At 40.0% G+C, this 18,936-nt stretch carries 14 protein-coding genes; 3 read left to right on the forward strand and 11 right to left on the reverse strand.

Going from position 1 to position 18,936, the window contains the following annotated elements; translation table 11 throughout:
- On the forward strand, nucleotides 1-396 hold the full coding sequence (gene tagD, locus ACKVQX_RS03150) for a glycerol-3-phosphate cytidylyltransferase (RefSeq protein WP_068455786.1): 396 nt from the start codon (nucleotides 1-3) through the stop codon (nucleotides 394-396).
- 1,736 nt (nucleotides 397-2,132) lie between these two features.
- Here tagD and ACKVQX_RS03155 read toward each other — a convergent pair.
- The 11 genes from ACKVQX_RS03155 to ACKVQX_RS03205 form a co-directional block, all read right to left on the reverse strand.
- Nucleotides 2,133-3,665: a glycosyltransferase gene (locus tag ACKVQX_RS03155; protein WP_409136018.1), complete on the reverse strand. Its 1,533-nt coding sequence runs from the start codon at nucleotides 3,663-3,665 to the stop codon at nucleotides 2,133-2,135.
- Nucleotides 3,666-3,680: 15 nt separating this feature from the next.
- On the reverse strand, nucleotides 3,681-4,844 hold the full coding sequence (locus ACKVQX_RS03160; protein WP_409136019.1) for a CDP-glycerol glycerophosphotransferase family protein: 1,164 nt from the start codon (nucleotides 4,842-4,844) through the stop codon (nucleotides 3,681-3,683).
- Between the two features lie 10 nt (nucleotides 4,845-4,854).
- Nucleotides 4,855-5,979, reverse strand: a complete 1,125-nt coding sequence (locus tag ACKVQX_RS03165) for a CDP-glycerol glycerophosphotransferase family protein (protein WP_409136020.1) — start codon at nucleotides 5,977-5,979, stop codon at nucleotides 4,855-4,857.
- Between the two features lies 1 nt (nucleotide 5,980).
- Nucleotides 5,981-7,006 (reverse strand): ribitol-5-phosphate dehydrogenase, encoded by a 1,026-nt coding sequence (locus ACKVQX_RS03170; RefSeq protein WP_068455799.1) that lies wholly within the window; start codon nucleotides 7,004-7,006, stop codon nucleotides 5,981-5,983.
- Nucleotides 7,006-7,719 carry a 2-C-methyl-D-erythritol 4-phosphate cytidylyltransferase gene (locus ACKVQX_RS03175; protein ID WP_068455802.1) on the reverse strand — a complete coding sequence of 238 codons (714 nt, stop codon included), beginning with the start codon at nucleotides 7,717-7,719 and terminating at the stop codon, nucleotides 7,006-7,008. The genes ACKVQX_RS03170 and ACKVQX_RS03175 overlap by 1 nt, the downstream gene beginning before the upstream one ends.
- A 65-nt stretch (nucleotides 7,720-7,784) precedes the next feature.
- Nucleotides 7,785-8,942, reverse strand: coding sequence for an aminotransferase class I/II-fold pyridoxal phosphate-dependent enzyme (locus ACKVQX_RS03180; RefSeq protein WP_121178363.1), 1,158 nt, complete (start codon nucleotides 8,940-8,942; stop codon nucleotides 7,785-7,787).
- 1,138 nt (nucleotides 8,943-10,080) lie between these two features.
- Nucleotides 10,081-10,809, reverse strand: coding sequence for an amino acid ABC transporter ATP-binding protein (locus ACKVQX_RS03185; RefSeq protein ID WP_068455808.1), 729 nt, complete (start codon nucleotides 10,807-10,809; stop codon nucleotides 10,081-10,083).
- A gap of 16 nt (nucleotides 10,810-10,825) precedes the next feature.
- Nucleotides 10,826-11,494 (reverse strand): amino acid ABC transporter permease, encoded by a 669-nt coding sequence (locus ACKVQX_RS03190; RefSeq protein WP_068455811.1) that lies wholly within the window; start codon nucleotides 11,492-11,494, stop codon nucleotides 10,826-10,828.
- Between the two features lie 80 nt (nucleotides 11,495-11,574).
- On the reverse strand, nucleotides 11,575-12,408 hold the full coding sequence (locus ACKVQX_RS03195; RefSeq protein ID WP_068455814.1) for a transporter substrate-binding domain-containing protein: 834 nt from the start codon (nucleotides 12,406-12,408) through the stop codon (nucleotides 11,575-11,577).
- Between the two features lie 156 nt (nucleotides 12,409-12,564).
- Nucleotides 12,565-13,407, reverse strand: coding sequence for a flagellin (locus tag ACKVQX_RS03200; protein ID WP_409136030.1), 843 nt, complete (start codon nucleotides 13,405-13,407; stop codon nucleotides 12,565-12,567).
- A 500-nt stretch (nucleotides 13,408-13,907) separates the two neighbouring features.
- Nucleotides 13,908-14,363: a transcriptional regulator gene (locus ACKVQX_RS03205; protein WP_068455817.1), complete on the reverse strand. Its 456-nt coding sequence runs from the start codon at nucleotides 14,361-14,363 to the stop codon at nucleotides 13,908-13,910.
- A 226-nt stretch (nucleotides 14,364-14,589) separates the two neighbouring features.
- On the opposite strand from ACKVQX_RS03205, the gene ACKVQX_RS03210 reads away from it, so the two are divergent.
- Nucleotides 14,590-16,170 (forward strand): hypothetical protein, encoded by a 1,581-nt coding sequence (locus tag ACKVQX_RS03210; protein WP_068455820.1) that lies wholly within the window; start codon nucleotides 14,590-14,592, stop codon nucleotides 16,168-16,170.
- Entirely contained in the window at nucleotides 16,167-18,926 is a 2,760-nt protein-coding gene (locus tag ACKVQX_RS03215; RefSeq protein ID WP_285215822.1) for a DEAD/DEAH box helicase, read from the forward strand. The genes ACKVQX_RS03210 and ACKVQX_RS03215 overlap by 4 nt, the downstream gene beginning before the upstream one ends.
- Nucleotides 18,927-18,936 lie beyond the last annotated feature (10 nt).

Below are 18,936 nucleotides of genomic sequence, written 5' to 3' on the forward strand. Positions count from 1 at the left end.
ATGAAAACCGTTATTACGTATGGCACGTTTGATTTACTACACGCTGGCCACATCAACATTCTTCGCCGTGCTAAAGAAATGGGCGACTACCTAATCGTTGCCATTTCGTCGGATGAATTCAATGCACTAAAAGGCAAAAAAGCTTACTATAGTTTCGAAGATCGCAAAATGATTTTGGAAGCGATTAAATATGTAGACAAAGTCATTCCTGAAGATAACTGGGAACAAAAAATTGAAGATGTACAAAAATACAATGTAGACTTATTCGTAATGGGACACGATTGGGAAGGCAAATTCGACTTCCTATCTGACTACTGCGAAGTATGCTACTTACCACGTACAGAAGGCATCTCAACAACAAAAATTAAAGAAGACTTAAAACAAGTCCAACGCTGAAACGATTGAAACCGAAAACTCTCTGAGATTGCAGAGCGTTTTCGGTTTTTGGTTTTTGAGTGGTAGGGATTCCCTTTCGCGCGTGGATCAGTCCCTTTCAGTGGCGCCGATTCCCTTTCGCGCGCGAGTTTGTCCCTTTCAAATGCCAAGATTCCCTTTCGCGCGCGAGTTTGTCCCTTTCAATGGCGGCGATTCCCTTTCGCGCGCGAGTTTGTCCCTTTCAATGGCGGCGATTCCCTTTCGCGCGCGAATATGTCCCTTTCAACGACATCGTTTCCCTTTCGCGCGACCATTTGTCCCTTTCAACGGCGGGGATTCCCTTTCGCGCGCGAATCTGTCCCTTTCAACGACATCGTTTCCCTTTCGCGCGACCATTTGTCCCTTTCAAATGCCAAGATTCCCTTTCGCGCGCGGATTTGTCCCTTTCAGTGGCGGCGATTCCCTTTCGCGCGACCATTTGTCCCTTTCAAATGCCAAGATTCCCTTTCGCGCGTGAATCTGTCCCTTTCAACGGCGGGGATTCCCTTTCGCGCGCGGTTTTGTCCCTTTCAACGGCGGGGATTCCCTTTCGCGCGCGGTTTTGTCCCTTTCAATGACGGCGATTCCCTTTCGCGCGACCATTTGTCCCTTTCAAATGCCAAGATTCCCTTTCGCGCGTGGATCAGTCCCTTTCGGCGAGCAGGATTCCCTTTCGCGCGCGGATTTGTCCCTTTCGGCGAGCAGGATTCCCTTTCGCGCGCGGTTTTGTCCCTTTCAGTGGCGCCGATTCCCTTTCAACGGCGGGGATTCCCTTTCGCGCGCGGGTTTGTCCCTTTCAACGGCACCGTTTCCCTTTCGCGCGCGAATCTGTCCCTTTCAATCGCATCGTTTCCCTTTCGCGCGCGAATCTGTCCCTTTCAACGGCACCGTTTCCCTTTCGCGCGACCATTTGTCCCTTTCAGTGGCGCCGATTCCCTTTCGCGCGCGGTTTTGTCCCTTTCAGTGGCGGGGATTCCCTTTCGCGCGCGGTTTTGTCCCTTTCAGTGGCGGGGATTCCCTTTCGCGCGCGGTTTTGTCCCTTTCAACGGCGGGGATTCCCTTTCGCGCGCGGATCAGTCCCTTTCAACGACGGCGATTCCCTTTCGCGCGCGGATCAGTCCCTTTCAACGGCGGGGATTCCCTTTCGCGCGCAGATTTGTCCCTTTCGGCGAGCAGGATTCCCTTTCGCGCGCGGTTTTGTCCCTTTCAACGGCGCCGATTCCCTTTCGCGCGCGGGTTTGTCCCTTTCAGTGGCGGGGATTCCCTTTCGCGCGACCATTTGTCCCTTTCAAATACCAAGATTCCCTTTCGCGCGTGGATCAGTCCCTTTCGGCGAGCAGAATTCCCTTTCGCGCGACCATTTGTCCCTTTCAAATGCCAAGATTCCCTTTCGCGCGCGGATTTGTCCCTTTCAGTGGCGCCGATTCCCTTTCGCGCGCGGTTTTGTCCCTTTCAAATGCCAAGATTCCCTTTCGCGCGCGGATCAGTCCCTTTCAAATGCCAAGATTCCCTTTCGCGCGCGAGTTTGTCCCTTTCAAATGCCAAGATTCCCTTTCGCGCGCGGTTTTGTCCCTTTCAACGACATCGATTCCCTTTCGCGCGCGGTTTTGTCCCTTTCAACGACATCGATTCCCTTTCGCGCGCGAGTTTGTCCCTTTCATAATCAAAAATTCACCCCAAACAAAAAGCACTCACATCCATGAGCGCTTTTTCACATATTAGTTTTGTTTAGCGATTTCTTGTTCGAATAGTTCATCCCATTCTTGGTATTGGCGTTCGCGTGTATATTTTTCATTGACGACTTGGTATGCATGTTCGCCTACTTCTAGAGCTTTTTCTGGTGTGTATAACCAGTCTGTCATCGCTTCTGCCAATGCATCGATGTCACCGTTTGGTACAACTTTTCCTGTTGTGCCATCTGTTAATTCACGTACAAGGTAGTTCACTTTGAAGCTGATTGCTGGTACTTTTTGTGTCATCGCTTCTAAAATAACTAAACTTTGTCCTTCGTAAATTGATGTAATGACTGTGAATAAGCCTTCGCTTAATTTTGTGAAAACATCGTTTGTATAAGGTAGTAGTTTTACTGATTTACGTAATTTTAAGTCAGCAATTAATTTTTTCAAAGCATCTTTTTGTGGACCATCACCGTAAATATGTAACTCAGCATCTGGTACTACTTCTACTGTTTTTTTGAATGCTTGGATTAATAAATCAAGACGCTTCTCTGAGTTATAACGACTGATTGTGACAACGCGATTTAGATGTTTTTTCGTCACTTGTAGTTCGCTTTCCGCTACATTCGAAATAACATGGATATTCCATTTTCGATCTGAGAATTGTGTCTCGATATCAATTTTTTGACGATTCGTTAAAACAACGATTGGTGCATCTTCATCTTTATTATTCAATACATGTTTGATATCCGGTTTTACTTCACTACCGATTGTATATGGTTCTAATAAATGGTTCGTATGGATTGTATAGATACGAATCGCTTTCTCAGCTGGAATTTGTTGTACTTTTGGACTTGTGCCCGGTCCATCACAAATAATGATTGGTTTTACTTCTTCTAAATCACATAATTCCTCTAAAAAACTCGCATGAAATTCTAAGTTAGAAGGGAATACTTTTGCTTCTTGACGATCTGGGCTAAATAATACAATTCGCTGCGGCTTACCTGTATTATGATTAAACCAGCGTGATAAGTAGCAAAAACCTTCTTTTGTATAATAATGAATTTGCGTTACTTTATTGTTAGATGGGTGATATGTTTCTTTTTGTAGTAAATAACCGTCAATATGATAAATTTCGCGTTCAATGCGTACACGTATTTCTGAGAAATAATCGACAACGCGTAAACGTCCTTCGTCATCCCATCGCTTATATTTTACATAGCGACCATTATCGAAATAGCGTGCTACTTTACCATCTAGTTGGTAATGGTAACCTTCTTCTTCTCGTTGTAAATTACGCTCATACTGTGCACGTATTTCTTCATTCACTTCACCACGGGTAAATTTATTACGATAGTATTCAAAAATATTAATAACTTCTGATGTTTCTGCAATGCGTCCTTCATATTTCAGCTGTTTTTCAATTTCAGGATAGTTTGTTTTGTCATCCAATGTGACAAGTGCTGTACTATATTTATCATTATCGAATAAATGCGTACGTGAAAACATCACGCTATTAATACCGCCTTTATTGATGTTGACATCATTCACAGCCATAAAAATTTTTCTTTTCATTAATTTTGTTCCCTCCTATTTTCGTTCCATACAAGATATAACTAAATCAGCGACACGTTCTGTTGATTTTCCATCTAAATCATCAAAAAATTTATCTGTGAAATCTTTGTAGTCAACATGTGGATGATTAAATTGATTTTGTAGTACACGCACCATTTGCTCGGTATCTCGAACGATTTCTCCAGGTGTAAACTCTTCATATGGGACATAAAAATCACGTGCTGAAATATATTCTTCTAAATCAAAACAATAAAAAATCATCGGTTTATTTAATAAAGCATATTCAAAACAAACAGATGAATAATCTGTAATGAGTACATCTGTAACAAATAATAGATTATTAACACTTGGGTATTTTGTTAAATCAAAAATTTTATCCCGATATGCTTCTGGAATTGAGATTTTCTTTTTAACAAATGGATGCATTTTAATAATAAAGACATCTTCTTCACCCAGTCCTTCATAAATCTGGTCTAAATCAAGTTGTTCTTTTGGAAACTTAGCACTTGATTGACCATTTCCTCTGAAGGTCGGTGCATATAAAGCTACGCGCTTCCCAATAAACTGTGGGTATTTTTCATAGACTTCTTTTATTTTTTGCTGTTTATAAAATTCGTCAAAAAAGACGTCGGTTCTTGGTACTCCTGTTGCAACAACACAGGATTCATCGATGCCAAAGCCCTCTGCATAGAAAGGAGCTACGTATTTCGAGCTAACAATCGCCTTTGTATAATTGCGATGTGCATTCGAATCTGGTTTTGGACCACCTGGTTTACCAATTCGACTAAAGCCAAATGTTTTAAAAGCACCTACCGCATGCCAGATTTGAATTAAATCGGCACCTTTTCGAATTTTCAATGGATAAATCATCGGATAAAAATCATCGAGTAAAATAACTTTTGAGCGCGCCAAATTATACGCTAATTGAATAATTTCAATATAGCGTTTGCGTGTTTTAACGGATGGCTTTAATAAAAAGTAGTAACTATAATTTTTCTTTCTTTGCAACTCATCGTAAACGAATTGGAAGTTATCACTCATTGTTTTGCGGCTGTCTGATAAAATCGAAATGCGATTTTTGTTAATTGGTAGTAATGAAAACATTTTATAAAGCATCTGAAAGACTTCTTTTTTAAATCGCCGATCAACTTTTTGCTTGAACGTCAATTTTTTCGCCATGTAACTTCCCTCACTTCGGTTCAAAGATGTGTTGAACAATTTTTTCCGTAACTCCCGATACATCACCAATATTTTCGCGTACCATACGCTCTGTATTTAAGTACTCATGCTGGTAGCGTTGATTAATCCATTCGATTAATTGCTTGCGACTATGCAACAAGTCACCATCTGTGATTTCTTTGATTGGACGATAGAAACCTCTATTTTTTGTATATTCCTCTAAGTCTGGAATATAGTGCGCTAACGGTTTTTCAAATAAAGCAAATTCAAAAATAGCAGAAGAATAATCTGTAATAAAAGCATCTACATGTGGCATCCAAGCATTTGCACTCGATTGTAGATCCACATATATTTGTGGGTGATTCATTAAAGGTGTCCAATCCCGTGTATTTTCATATGGGTGTAATACGATAATAAGTAGTGTATTTTTCGGTAATTGCTTCACTATTTCTTGGACTTCATCTGTCCATCTAAGTAATGATTCTTGGTGAACTTTACCTGCTCGATACGTAGGTGCAATTAAAATTTTCGTCATATTTTTCTTTTGATGCGAAAATTTAACAGGCGGTGGCGCAACATGGCACATTAACTGTTCTGCACGCGGCGAACCCATCGCAAAAATTTGTGTATGCGACATACCAAAAGCTTCGGAAAAATATTTGGCGGAAATATCAGTTGAGACATATGCAGCGGTATAATGTTGGTGAATTGGTAATATTTCAAGATACTTTTCCGAAGGTCCAAACTGTGTATTACGTGTGCTAAGTCCAAATTTTTTAAACGCGCCTGTAGCATGCCAAAGTTGAATAATGCGTGTACCTTTTCTCGGCGTAACAAGATATCCGGCTAAAAAATAATCATCAATCAATATGGTTTCTGCATCGCGTATTAACCATAAATCTTTTAAAATAGTGAGACCTACTTTTTTAGCAGATGTTTGAATATAGATTTCTTTTGATGGAAATTGTTTTTTTAATTCTTCAAAAACCATTTGTAGATTACCTTCTAATTTTGAACCTCTATAGAGAAAGAACACCACTTTCTCTTTTCGAATAGGCGAAAAGAGCGTGATGAGTTGATAATAACTATTCACTATTTGTTTATACCATTTTAAAATAGTATATTTTATCGACATATTAGATCTTCCATTCCATCACACTTTTGCCCCAAGATCGTGATAAATCTTCTTCAAAAGCGCGTGTAATATCTTGCACAGACTCCACTCTTGTGACATTACCTACAAGTGTTGATAAATATTCAGGAATTTCAGGATACTTTTTATACAGATTTACAGTACGTTGAAAATCGAGTGAGCCACTTCGACTGCTACCAATCAATGTTAAGCCCTTTTCAAGTACCATACGTGTATTAATTTCTACAGGAAATTCACTCACACCAAGTAAGCAAATTGCACCTTCTGGCTTAATAATATCAATCATTTGATCAATCGCATACTGGCTTCCTTTACCACCTGCACATTCAATCGCATGATCGATTTCGTAATTCTCTGGAATTTCATTAATAAAAATAGCCTCATCCACAAATGTAAAATGATCTAGTTTATATTGCGTTTTCCCGAAAATCGTTACATGGCAATCTGGATACATGTACTTTAAAATCAAACAAGTAATATAACCTAAATTACCATCCCCCCAAACACCAAAATGTCCACGACGCTTAATCGCCTTCTGTTCGAAACGACTGAGGGCATGTGTTGTAATCGTAACTAATTCTGTAAAAGATGCGACGTTTGGGCAAACATGTTCAGGTAACGGAACAATGCGGTCACGCTTTAAAAAGACATAATCTTGCATAAAGCCATCATACCCACTTGAACGGAAGCGGCTTGAACGTAAATAGTTTTCAGCGACATAAGGATCATCTTCTGTTGGTGTATTTGGCACCATCACAACACGCGTACCTACTGGAATTTCGTGTTTTGGGTCATATGCTACTTCACCAATTCCTTCATGTATTAGCGCCATTGGTAACTTTTGACGCATCGCTTTTGCGCCACGTCGACCTGTGTAATAACGCTGGTCGGCTGCACAAATGGATAGATGTGTCGGACGCACAATGATTTCCTCGCCTTGTAAGGAACGGTCTTTGTAACTTAACTCAAATTGTCTAGCAGATACGAGTCGATAAATTTGATTAATCATTATTTATCCAAACTCCCTTTCAAAATTGAGTTTGCTACGTTTAAATCGTAAGGTGTCGTTACTTTGATATTAAACGTCTCTCCTTTAACGATTCCCACTTTCTTACCTTTCATAACGAAAATTTTGGCTGCGTCGGTTAAAATTTCTTTTTCATCATCGCTTAGTGCTTGATATAGCTCACGTAACTCGGCTATATTAAATGTTTGTGGCGTTTGACCTTGATACATAAAATCGCGTCTCGGAATATCCGAAATAAATTCACCATCCTCTGATGCAACAATCGTATCAATCGCATTAATCACAGTATCAACTGCTCCTACTTCTAACCCTTTTTCAATATTTTGCTCAATAATACGATGCGTCAAAAATGGACGCACCGCATCATGAGTAATTAAAATATCATCTGTTTGAACTCCTGCATTTTTTTCAATGGCATCAATAACTTTCATAATTGTATCATTTCGATCACGTCCACCACTTACTACTTCAATTCGTGGGATTGAAAGTCCATACTTTTTTAGTAAATCTCGCGTATGTTGTACCCAATCACGTGGCACGGCGATAAAAATCTTTTGGATTCGTGGATTTAGAACAAATTTTTCAACTGTATGAATAATAATCGGTTTATTTTGTAACGACAAAAACTGTTTAGGCATCGGAACATTCCCCATTCGTGTCCCTTTACCGCCTGCTAAAATTCCTGCATAAATCACTATAACAACCCCTTATTCATTGTTTTCATATGCTCGGAACATCCAATTATGTATGTAGCACAAGGCTACTTGAGTGTTTGAATGAATTGTTCCATGCGATTCATCGCTTCAACAAGCGTTTCCATCGCATAAGCATACGTAATCCTTACATACCCTTCTCCCAATTTTGAAAACGCTGAACCCGGCACAACGCCCACGCCACCTTCAATCATTAAGCGTGTCGCAAATTCTTCAGATGTCATACCGAACTGCTGAATCGATGGGAAGATATAAAATGCACCTTCTGGCTTTTGTACTTCAATTCCCATTTTGATCAATCGTTCATACACATAATCGCGACGTTGACGATAGGATACATTCATCACTTCTGGTGCATCTTTAGCTATTGTTAGTGCCGCAATAGCTCCATACTGACTTGGAACAGCTGCACATAAGATGTTGAAGGCTGACACTTTTAATGTCTGTTGAATGAGATGTTCATGCCCCATGATGAAACCAATTCGATATCCTGTCATCGCATGTGATTTTGATAACCCATGAATTAAGAAAAGACGATCTTTTATTTCTGGATATGAACCAAATGAGCGATGTGCATGGTCAAATGTATTTTCACTATAAATTTCATCTGAAATAATATAAAGCTGTTGATCTTTTAAATAGTCAACAATCTCATCCATCACATCATGACTTAATGTGGCACCTGTCGGATTTGTCGGATAGTTAAATAAAATCGCTTTTGTTTTTGGTGTCACACATGCTTTTAAACGCTCGAGTGATGGCTGAAAATGCGTATCTGTCGTATCTAAATAGACTACTTTTGCTCCTACACTCTCAATCACAGGAACGTAACCTGCATACATCGGTGCTGGCACAATCAATTCATCACCAGGTAATAAAATCGTACGTAATACGGCATCGAGCGCTTGACTTGCTCCATTCGTCACCATTACTTCCGTTTTTGGATTATATGAACACTGATACTTCTCTTTGAAAAATGCTGCTACTACTTCACGAAGCTCTAGTAATCCTGCATTGCTTGAATAGCCCGTACGATCTTGCAAAATCGCCTGTGCTGCTGCTTCTTTTACTGCCTCTGGAGCATGAAAATCGGGTTGACCAATCGTCAAATTGAGTGCTTCTGGATAATTTGCTAATTGATTGGCAAAACGACGAATGCCTGAAATTTCTAAGTTGGTAATGCGTGAATTCATATCTAACGCCATGGGTAAAATCCTTCTTTCAAATATACATTTATTAGTAGCCATATTATACGCCTTTTCTCTATAAATATCATACGTTAACATCATGCTTTTTTGTTATTTTTTAGGTGGTTTTTACATAGATTTAATATTAGGGGCGTGGATGAATGAGTGTCGAATTTTGTTGAAAGGGACTGATCCACGCGCGAAAGGGACAAACTCGCGCGCGAAAGGGAATCCTCGCCTCCGAAAGGGACTAACACGCGCGCGAAAGGGAATCCTGCTCGCTGAAAGGGACTGATCCGCGCGCGAAAGGGAATCCTGCTCGCCGAAAGGGACTGATCCACGCGTGAAAGGGAATCTCACTCTCTGAAAGGGACTGATCCACGCGCGAAAGGGAATCCTCGCCTCCGAAAGGGACAAACTCGCGCGCGAAAGGGAATCCTCGCCTCCGAAAGGGACTGATCCACGCGCGAAAGGGAATCCTCGCCTCCGAAAGGGACTAATCCGCGCGCGAAAGAGAATCCTCGCCTCCGAAAGGGACAAACTCGCGCGCGAAAGGGAATCCTCGCCTCCGAAAGGGACAAACTCGCGCGCGAAAGGGAATCCTCGCCTCCGAAAGGGAATCCTCGCCTCCGAAAGGGAATCATCCGCGCGCGAAAGGGAATCCACGCCTCCGAAAGGGACTGATCCACGCGCGAAAGGGAATCCTGCTCGCCGAAAGGGGCTGATCCACGCGTGAAAGGGAATCTCACTCTCTGAAAGGGACTGATCCACGCGCGAAAGGGAATCCACGCCTCCGAAAGGGACTAATCCGCGCGCGAAAGGGAATCCTCGCGCGCGAAAGGGAATCTCACTCTCTGAAAGGGACTGATCCACGCGCGAAAATGGGCCACTCGCTCCAAAGACCTAAGTTGCTCCCTCTTCGCACTTTCTTCAAGGCTTTTGAGTAATTCAAAGGGACTTGAATTGTTTATGTTAGTGTGAATTCGAGCATTCGACCCGTATTTTGGGTCACTCGCTGAAGAAATTGGGTCACTCACACCTCGTTTCGGGCCATTCACCCGTCAAACGGGACATTCGAAGGCGAAAATGGGCCACTCGCTTCAGATTCGTTCTCCACAAAAAAAGCACGACGCATCTACGTCGTGCTCTACAAATATTAATGATTTAATACTGCTTTTAAGAAGTTTTGTGCGCGTTCTGTTTTCGGGTTCGAGAAGAATTCGCTCGGTGGTGCAACTTCGACGATTTTTCCTTCTGCCATGAAAACAATCTCGTCACAAATTTCTTTTGCGAAGCCCATTTCATGTGTTACAACGACCATCGTCATACCCTCATGTGCAAGTTTACGAATCGCATCGAGTACCTCTTTTACCATCTCTGGGTCGAGTGCTGATGTTGGTTCGTCAAATAGCATGACTTCTGGATCCATCGCAAGCGCACGCGCAATGGCAACACGCTGCTGTTGCCCACCTGATAAACGTCCAGGGAAGGCATGTACTTTATCTCCTAGCCCAAGTGACGTTAATAATTCGACTGCTCGCTTTTCAGCTTGTTCTTTTGACTGTTTTTTCACTTTGATTGGCGAAATCGTTACATTATCTAAAACACTTAAGAACGGATATAGATTAAAGCTTTGGAATACGAAACCGATATTCGTACGTGCTTTATTAATATTCGTCTTTTTATCGTGAATCGAAATACCATTTACAATAATCTCACCTGAATCAATCGGCTCAAGTGCATTAATTGTACGAATGAGTGTAGACTTCCCCGCACCAGAAGGACCAATCAATGCGATGACATTGGATTTTGGTACTTCTAATGAGATGTCCGTTAATACATGATGTGTACCGAAACTTTTATTAACATTTTTAATTGAAATCATCTGCGTTAGCCCCCTCTTACTGCTCGTTCTTTAACATGCGTTTTTCAAAATAGCGAATGAGTAACGATAATGAGAATGTCATGATGAAGTAAATCACCGCAACGAATGCCCATATCTCTAGTGCACGAAACGAACTCGATACAAGGTTTTTCGCTTTTAATGTTAAGTCAACACCTGCAATAACCGACACTAACGACGAATCTTTAATTAACATAATAAATTGAGACGCTGCTGGTGGTAATGTACGACGAATGGCTTGCGGTAAAATAATATAACGCATCGCTTGAAAATTCGACATACCCGATGAACGTGCTGCTTCCATCTGTCCTTTTGGTACAGATTGAATACCTGAACGGAAAATTTCTGCTAAGAATGCCCCTTCAAATACCGCTAAACTGACAATCGCACTCCAATATGAGCTAAGACCGAAAATCGCACCTAGACCGAAGTACACGAACATTAATAGTACAAGTAATGGCACGCCACGCATGATTTCAACATACGTGCTTGCAATCAAACGAACACCGATATTACGTGAAATACGACCAAAACCGAAGATGATACCAATTGGTAAGCTAAGCAACAGGGAGATTGCTGAAATTTCTAGTGTTAGTAAAGCCCCTTCGAGGAAGACGTCGATATTATCAGGGATGACGCTCCAATCGAACTCGTAGTTATTAAACATATATACTCCTCCTAAATACCGCTTGAAATGACAAAAAAGAGGTTTCCCTCTCTCTGTCTAATAAAATCAGAACGATTCTATTATTGTTTTGGGCTTTCTACTTGGTTTAACCAGTTGCTATCTTCAAACCATTTTTTCTTCGTTTCTTCTTCCTCTTTAGAACCTAAATATTCTTTTAAGAAGTCATTCACGTATTTTACTGTTTTCTCATCGCCTTTTTTAATCGCGATTCCTAATTTATCTGTTGCAAGTAAGCCGTCTAAAGCTTTTACTTTACCTTCGTTTTGTAGTGCATATACTTTAATCGCTGGCTCATCATATACAAGTGCATCTGCTTGACCTTGTTGTACTGCAAGCGCTGCTGATGGGAAATCTTCGTATTCTTTAATTTCCGCATTCTTCAGTTCTTTTTTCGCTACGATTGAACCTGTTGTACCGATTTGAACAACGACTGTTTTACCTTTTTCATCTACTTCTTTTAAATCTTTAATTTTGCTATCGCTTTTTACCATAACGCCTTGACCTGTTTCATAATATGCATCCGCAAAGCTTACAGCATTTTCACGTTCTTTTGTAATGGTCATACCTGCAAAAATCATATCAATTTTACCTGTTTGTAAAGCTGGGATCAGTGCGTCAAAGCCGAATTGCTTCACTTCAACTGTTGCACCCATTGATTTTGCTAGTGCTGTTGCTACATCAATATCGTAACCAACCATTTTGCCGTCTTTATCAATCATTTCGAATGGGTAGTAACCTGCATTCGTACCAATGATTAACTTTTTATCTTTTTCTACTTTTGAAATTGTTGAATCATCGTTACTACCACCATCTTTTGATGAATCATCCTTTGCTCCACATCCTGCAAGTACAACCATGACGATTGCCACCATTGCGATTAACCATTTTTTCATATTCAAAACCCCTTTGGTTTGATTTATTTTGTTTATATATGAATTATATTTCATTTTTATGCAACTGTCTAGATGTAAAATTAATATTTATTCATATAAATTCATTAAAATAGCCAATTATACATTTATAATGAATATTTTATGCATATGACTTCATTATTTATTCATTATAGGTACTGATTTTAATAATTGTAGAATAGATTGTCCTTGTTGCATGTGCATCGCCATCGCATACTGTGCAGCTTGTTGTAAAATCGATGCCTTTGTGAAATTCATCATCTCTTTTGCAATATCCGCATCTCGAATACGTGACTCTGCTGAAACTAAGTTTTCATGCGTATTCATCGTGACATTATAAGCATGTTCTAGGCGATTCATATATGCACCCAACTTAGAGCGCTGTTTCGACACTTGATTAATCGCATCATCTACTTCTGAAATCGCTTTTTCCGCATCTTCCCTTGTGCCAATGGACGACGTGTCTGGCAGTCCCATCCCAGATAGACTTGCATCCCCTAAATACAAATCAATCGTCTGTCCTGCATTTGCACCAGCCTGAATTTTAAAAGGCTGATCTTTGTAATCTCCATTAATCAAATTCTTTTGGTTAAACTGTGTATCTTTTGAAATACGTTGAATCTCTTTTTTGAGTTCCTCATATTCCGTTTGAATTAATGCGCGGTCGTCATCTGTCAGCGTATCACTCGCAGACTGAACAGCTAAATCTCGCATCCGTTGAAGAATGGCGTGTGTTTCGTTTAAAGCACCTTCTGCTGTTTGAAGCATAGACATACCATTTTGAATATTTTTCCCTGCTTGATTCAAACCACTAATTTGCGCGCGCATCTTCTCTGAAATTGCAAGTCCTGCTGGATCATCTGCTGCTCGATTGATTCGATACCCCGTCGCAATTCTCTCAAGCGCCTTGTTCGCCGCATTGAATTGCGTATTCATCGAACGCCAAATCGATAGTCCTTGCGCATACCATTTGCCGATTATTTGAAACACCTCCTTCTCACTCTTATAGCAATTATCGGAAAATAAACAGTTTTTGTAAAGTTTAACGCAGATTTATATGGGATAAATACTAAATAGTACGGGATGGGAGTGAATTCATCGTATGACCGAGCGTAAAAAACGGAAATCGGATGTATATGATCGCGTGACCTTAATTTTTAGTCTTGTCGTTCTATGTGTCGCAATTTTTCTATTTTTTATGAAATGGTGGCTCGCCAATTGAGTGCTTGCGCGGCGTACAGCAAGCACTACATAGAATTTTGAATAGTTTTGGGATGAGTGCCTAACTTCGGTGGCGAGTGACCCGTTTGGACGTTCGAGTGACCCATTTGGCGGAGTGAATGGCCCGTTTTTGCGGGCGAATGACCCGAATCAAACAACGAGTGGCCCATCTCCCTCCTTTTCAAGCATAAAAAAAGGAGTGTTCTCATGTAAGTGAGTCACTCCCTTGTCTTCTAAATTGTCGTTTCATCTCGATTGTATTAGGTTCCATTGCCATCATCCATTAACTGTTCAAACATTTGTTGATCCTTATGATCTAAAGCATAATCAATCATCCGTAATCTATTCATATCTTCCATTTCACTTACAAGTTGAGCTGTTTCTTCATTGATATTATTTTGAGCTCTTTTAGTTTCCGTGCTTAGTTCTAAGTCTTCTAGAATCTTTTGCAGATGATCATGAATGTTTGATACAAGTAGTAGTTGATATAGCGGTAAACGAATAAAACGACTGCTTTTTTGGAATACAAAGACATCGGATAAATTTTCGATTTGCAATGTTTGTAGATTGATGATGATTTCTTTTCCTTCAACAGGTATGAAATGGAATAGCTCATCATCTTTTAAAATCGAAAAGTATTGATACGCAAATACGAGTTTTAAATGGTCGCCATCTCTCTTGGTGTAGAAAGGTTCAATTCTTCTGATTTTTAACATGTTCACCCCTCCTGTAATAAAGCTTAAGATGTCTGAATATTAATGTCTTTGCGTAGAACTTTACCACCATTCTTTTTGAAACAAACCAACCTTATTATGGGAATCAACTGTGACAGTTGTTACAACAACACTTTTAAATACATAAAGTTTTTTTCTTTATTCATTCACGTTCGTCCTTAAAAGCGATATAATAGAAAGAACGATTTTTTTCGGGAGCGGATGATGAATGAACATGAATATTGCAGAAATTGCAAAAGCAGAAGAAGATATAATTCGAAAGTATATGGGGCAAATTTCAAAAATGTTGCCCCCTACAAAACAAGAGTCGGAAGAATTAGTGCGCCGTGCAGCTTTTCTTGTACGTCATAACTACGTCAAAATCATTGATTATGATTACAAATTGCATAAAGCCCTTTTTGTAGTCCAAGATGCAAGTCTCGCTACGGTAACATTAAATTTGAAAGACCATTCACTTAACTGCTCATGCGCTATGAAAGAAAGCCTATGCCGCCATCGTGTTGCGGCGCTTTTTGCCCTCTACCAATACATTGACTCTTTATCAAATTGGTTGGAGCAATTCCGTTCTCGTGCACAACAAGAACAAATGACCTTATTTAAAGAAGAACGAACGCCTGAAAATTGGTTGCGTTTTGTACAAAATGTTTATAAAAGAAACTTATATCATCAACAACAGATGAATCCCTATCTGCTCGATGGTATTTTTAATGACATGATGGAACAAATTCGTAAACAGCGTCCTTTAGAACGTGAATGGCAGCCACTTTTTGATGTATTTACACATGTTGCATTACTATCGCATACGTGGAAACATCTATCACTTGCTAATACGGAAGCAGCACAAAGTTTTTATCGTCGCTTTATTCAAGATGAAATTGAACGTCTTGAAGTGAATGTGCTGGCAATGTCGAAAAAGTCACGTCTGTTTGCATTTGATCCTTTCTATAATTCACTAAAAGAGATGAGTCATTACTTCCTATTAAATCAAGGCGGGTATGTCGAAAATCGTATCGAAATCTACCTATTAATATGGAATCATATTTTTACGAATAAAAGAGATCGTGAAGTTGAACTTGAAAAGTTATCAACTGCTCGTCAATATGAAGATGACCTATCTATTCCATATATGAAATCCATATTTTTAGTAATGCTCGACCAAACAGAAGCACTTCAACCCTATTTAGATGAAATTGAAGCAAAAGATTTACTATCATGGATTGAATTGGCTAGAACAGCTGGTTTGAATCAACAAGAAGCTGTTCGCAAAAAAATTATCGAAACAATCATTCCATTTATGGGTACATTTATTCAGGAATATCTTGCGCCACCTCATCGCATGTCTTTTGTTAAACGCTTTGATGAAGAAAGACAGGGTGTAGAGCTATCGGAAGAATTAGAAGAAACATTGTTTGCAGCGTATGGAAAATATGGTTTGCAGCCTTATTCTCAGTTTTTAATTCGAAAGAAGCGCTTCGATGATTGGTCTGCGCTACACCAACTCTACCCAACTTCTCTCGCTTTTTTAGAGATTTGTGGTTTGAAGACGGTTGTAGAAGAACGTCCATCGGTTCTTTTATCACTCTACCACTCATTAATTATGGAAGAGATTAATCAAAAATCACGTCAACACTATAAGTCTGCTGTTCGCCTTATGAAAAAAATGAAGGCAGTCGCGAAGAAAAGTGGAAAACATGAATTTTGGAATCAATATGTCACAACCGTTCGCCAAAACTATAAGCGTATGCGTGCATTGCAAGAAGAAATTGAGAAAGGAAATCTGATGCTATGACAACAACAGCTTTTACAAAAACAATCGGCCTTTCTATTGATACATTACCGAATGGACAGTTTCATCTTACAGGATATGATGCAAATGTTGGTCGCCCGCTTCGTTTAGAAGAATGGGTGACACAACTTTACTATAAACACGAAAAAAGCTTTTTCGGATTAGCAATTACAACTAAAAATGAACAAGTCTTTTTAACGACACTCGAATTAATTGAATTATTTTCGTCTTATTATCGTCATCCATTTGTTCAGTATAAGGGACTAAATGAACAGGACGAGCAATTTCTCAAAACAGTACAAGAAGCCGCTGATTACTGGTTTAAAAAAGACTTATGGCAACATGTTGAAATAGACGAGCAAGTATCATTCCACCTTCCCATCTCACAAGATGCAAAAGATTTACTTCTGCAAGCACTTCAGATGACACTCACAGAAGCTGCTTTAACAGAAGACGATTTACCTGCACTTGTACCATTTTTCCGTAATGGCGGTTGGCCAATTCGCGAAAAACAAATTGATGATGAAGTCATGATTGGACTTCGATTACGTGAACCAGAGGAAGGCGAACAACTGTGGCAACTTGAAACGGTTCTTCGTCCGACAACAAAAACAACTTATTGGACACCACCTGTACGTAAAAGACACTTAAAGATTGAACATGTCTTACCAGCAAAGTGGGCGGATTATGCTGCTTCGATTCATCAACTACAACAGCAAATGATGCATCTTTTAGGTGACCAACCTTATATGGTAGGAATTCCAGATGAGCCATTCCTATGTGTGAATTTAACGGATACGGATGTGCGCCAATTTTTACGTGGTGACTTCGTTCGTTTACAAGCACTTGGGTTTGAAATTGTCTTACCTGCTTGGTTGAAAGAATTAAAAGAGTCTAAGTTCAAAGTACGTGCCAATGCAAGTACTTCATCGAACTTCAAATCTGCTGCTGGTCTGCAAGAGATTCTAACATTCGATTGGAAGGTCTCATTGAATGGTCACGATATTCCGATGGACGAATTCAAACGTATGGTAGAAGACCAGCGTGAATTTATTCGTGCAGGTACAGAATGGGTGCGTGTAGATGCAGCATGGATGCAAGAAATTCAGCGCTTGATGAGTCAAACTGAAACAGAGAACTGGACGGTGAAAGATTTATTATTCCAAGAGTTATCCAGTTCACTCGACATCCCGCTAGAACTAGATGATGATGACGACCGCGATGATCCGATGTTGCAGCTCGAACTTCAAGCATCTTTAAAGGACTACGTGCAGAAAATGATGGAGAAACAAGGACTTCCTGATTTACCGGTATCCCCTTCTCTACAAGCAACATTGCGCCCTTATCAGCAAGAAGGTTACAACTGGTTATCATTCATGCGTGAACAAGGATTTGGGGCTGTACTTGCAGATGACATGGGACTTGGTAAAACGATTCAGTTAATCTCTTATCTACTGCGCGTCTATGAAGAAGAACAACCGACAGAGCCGACGATTATTATTTGTCCGACTTCCGTACTTGGAAACTGGCAAAAAGAGATTGAGCGATTTGCGCCTTCACTGACGACGTATTTACACTACGGTGCGAAACGTTTAAAAGGTGAGCAATTTACAGATTACTTACAAGACAATGGAATCCAAATCATCTTAACAACGTATGGTACGGTAACACAGGATATTGAGGAACTATCACTGCTTCATTTTACGAATATTACGCTGGATGAGGCGCAAAATATTAAAAATATGAATACGAAGCAATCGAAAGCGATTCGTCGTTTGAATGGTTCACATCATATCGCCTTAACAGGTACACCTGTTGAGAATCGTCTATCTGAACTATGGGCGATTTTTGATTTCATTTACCGCGGTTACTTGGGCAGCTTCTCTCGATTCCAAGAGTCGTTTATTGCGCCGATTGAGCGTGATGACTCAAATGATGTCAAAGAGAGGCTTCGCAAAAAGATTCAACCATTCCTACTGCGTCGTACAAAACAAGACCCTGCACTTCAGCTAAATTTACCTGAGAAGCTAGAGCAGCGTGAATACTGTGCTTTGACGGAAGAACAGGCAGTATTATACGAGAGCTTTATTCAAGAGACATTGCATAAAATTGAGACATTGAGTGGTTTTGAACGTAAAGGGTTAATTTTGAAAATGCTGAATAAATTAAAGCAGTTATGTAACCATCCTGCATTATATTTAAAAGAGGCATTCGATGAAGCACCTACGATGATAAAACGCTCTGAAAAGTTGAAACATATCGTGTCAAAAGGTGCTGAAATTATTGATAACGGTGAACAATGTCTGATTTTCACACAGTATATTGGTATGGGCCATTTACTGCAGCATTGCTTCTCGGAATTATACGACGTGGATGTACCATTCTTAACAGGAAGTATGCCAAAACAACAGCGCGATTATTTCGTTGAATCATTCCAAAAAGGTGAATTCCCGATTTTCATTCTGTCATTAAAAGCTGGCGGTACAGGGTTAAACTTAACTGCAGCGAATCATGTATTACATGCAGACCGTTGGTGGAATCCAGCAGTCGAAAATCAAGCAACAGACCGCGCATATCGTATTGGACAAACACAATTTGTCCATGTGCATAAATTTATTACAACAGGTACGATTGAAGAAAAAATTGATGCCTTATTAACAGAAAAACAAGCTTTATCGGAAGAACTCATCCAATCAAGTCAATGGATTACAGAACTTGATGATACGCAAATTAAAGATTTACTTAGTTTTTCATTTTAAATAGAGAGAA

This window comes from Kurthia sp. ISK08 (assembly GCF_046159805.1).
GTDB classification, from domain to species: domain Bacteria; phylum Bacillota; class Bacilli; order Bacillales_A; family Planococcaceae; genus Kurthia; species Kurthia gibsonii.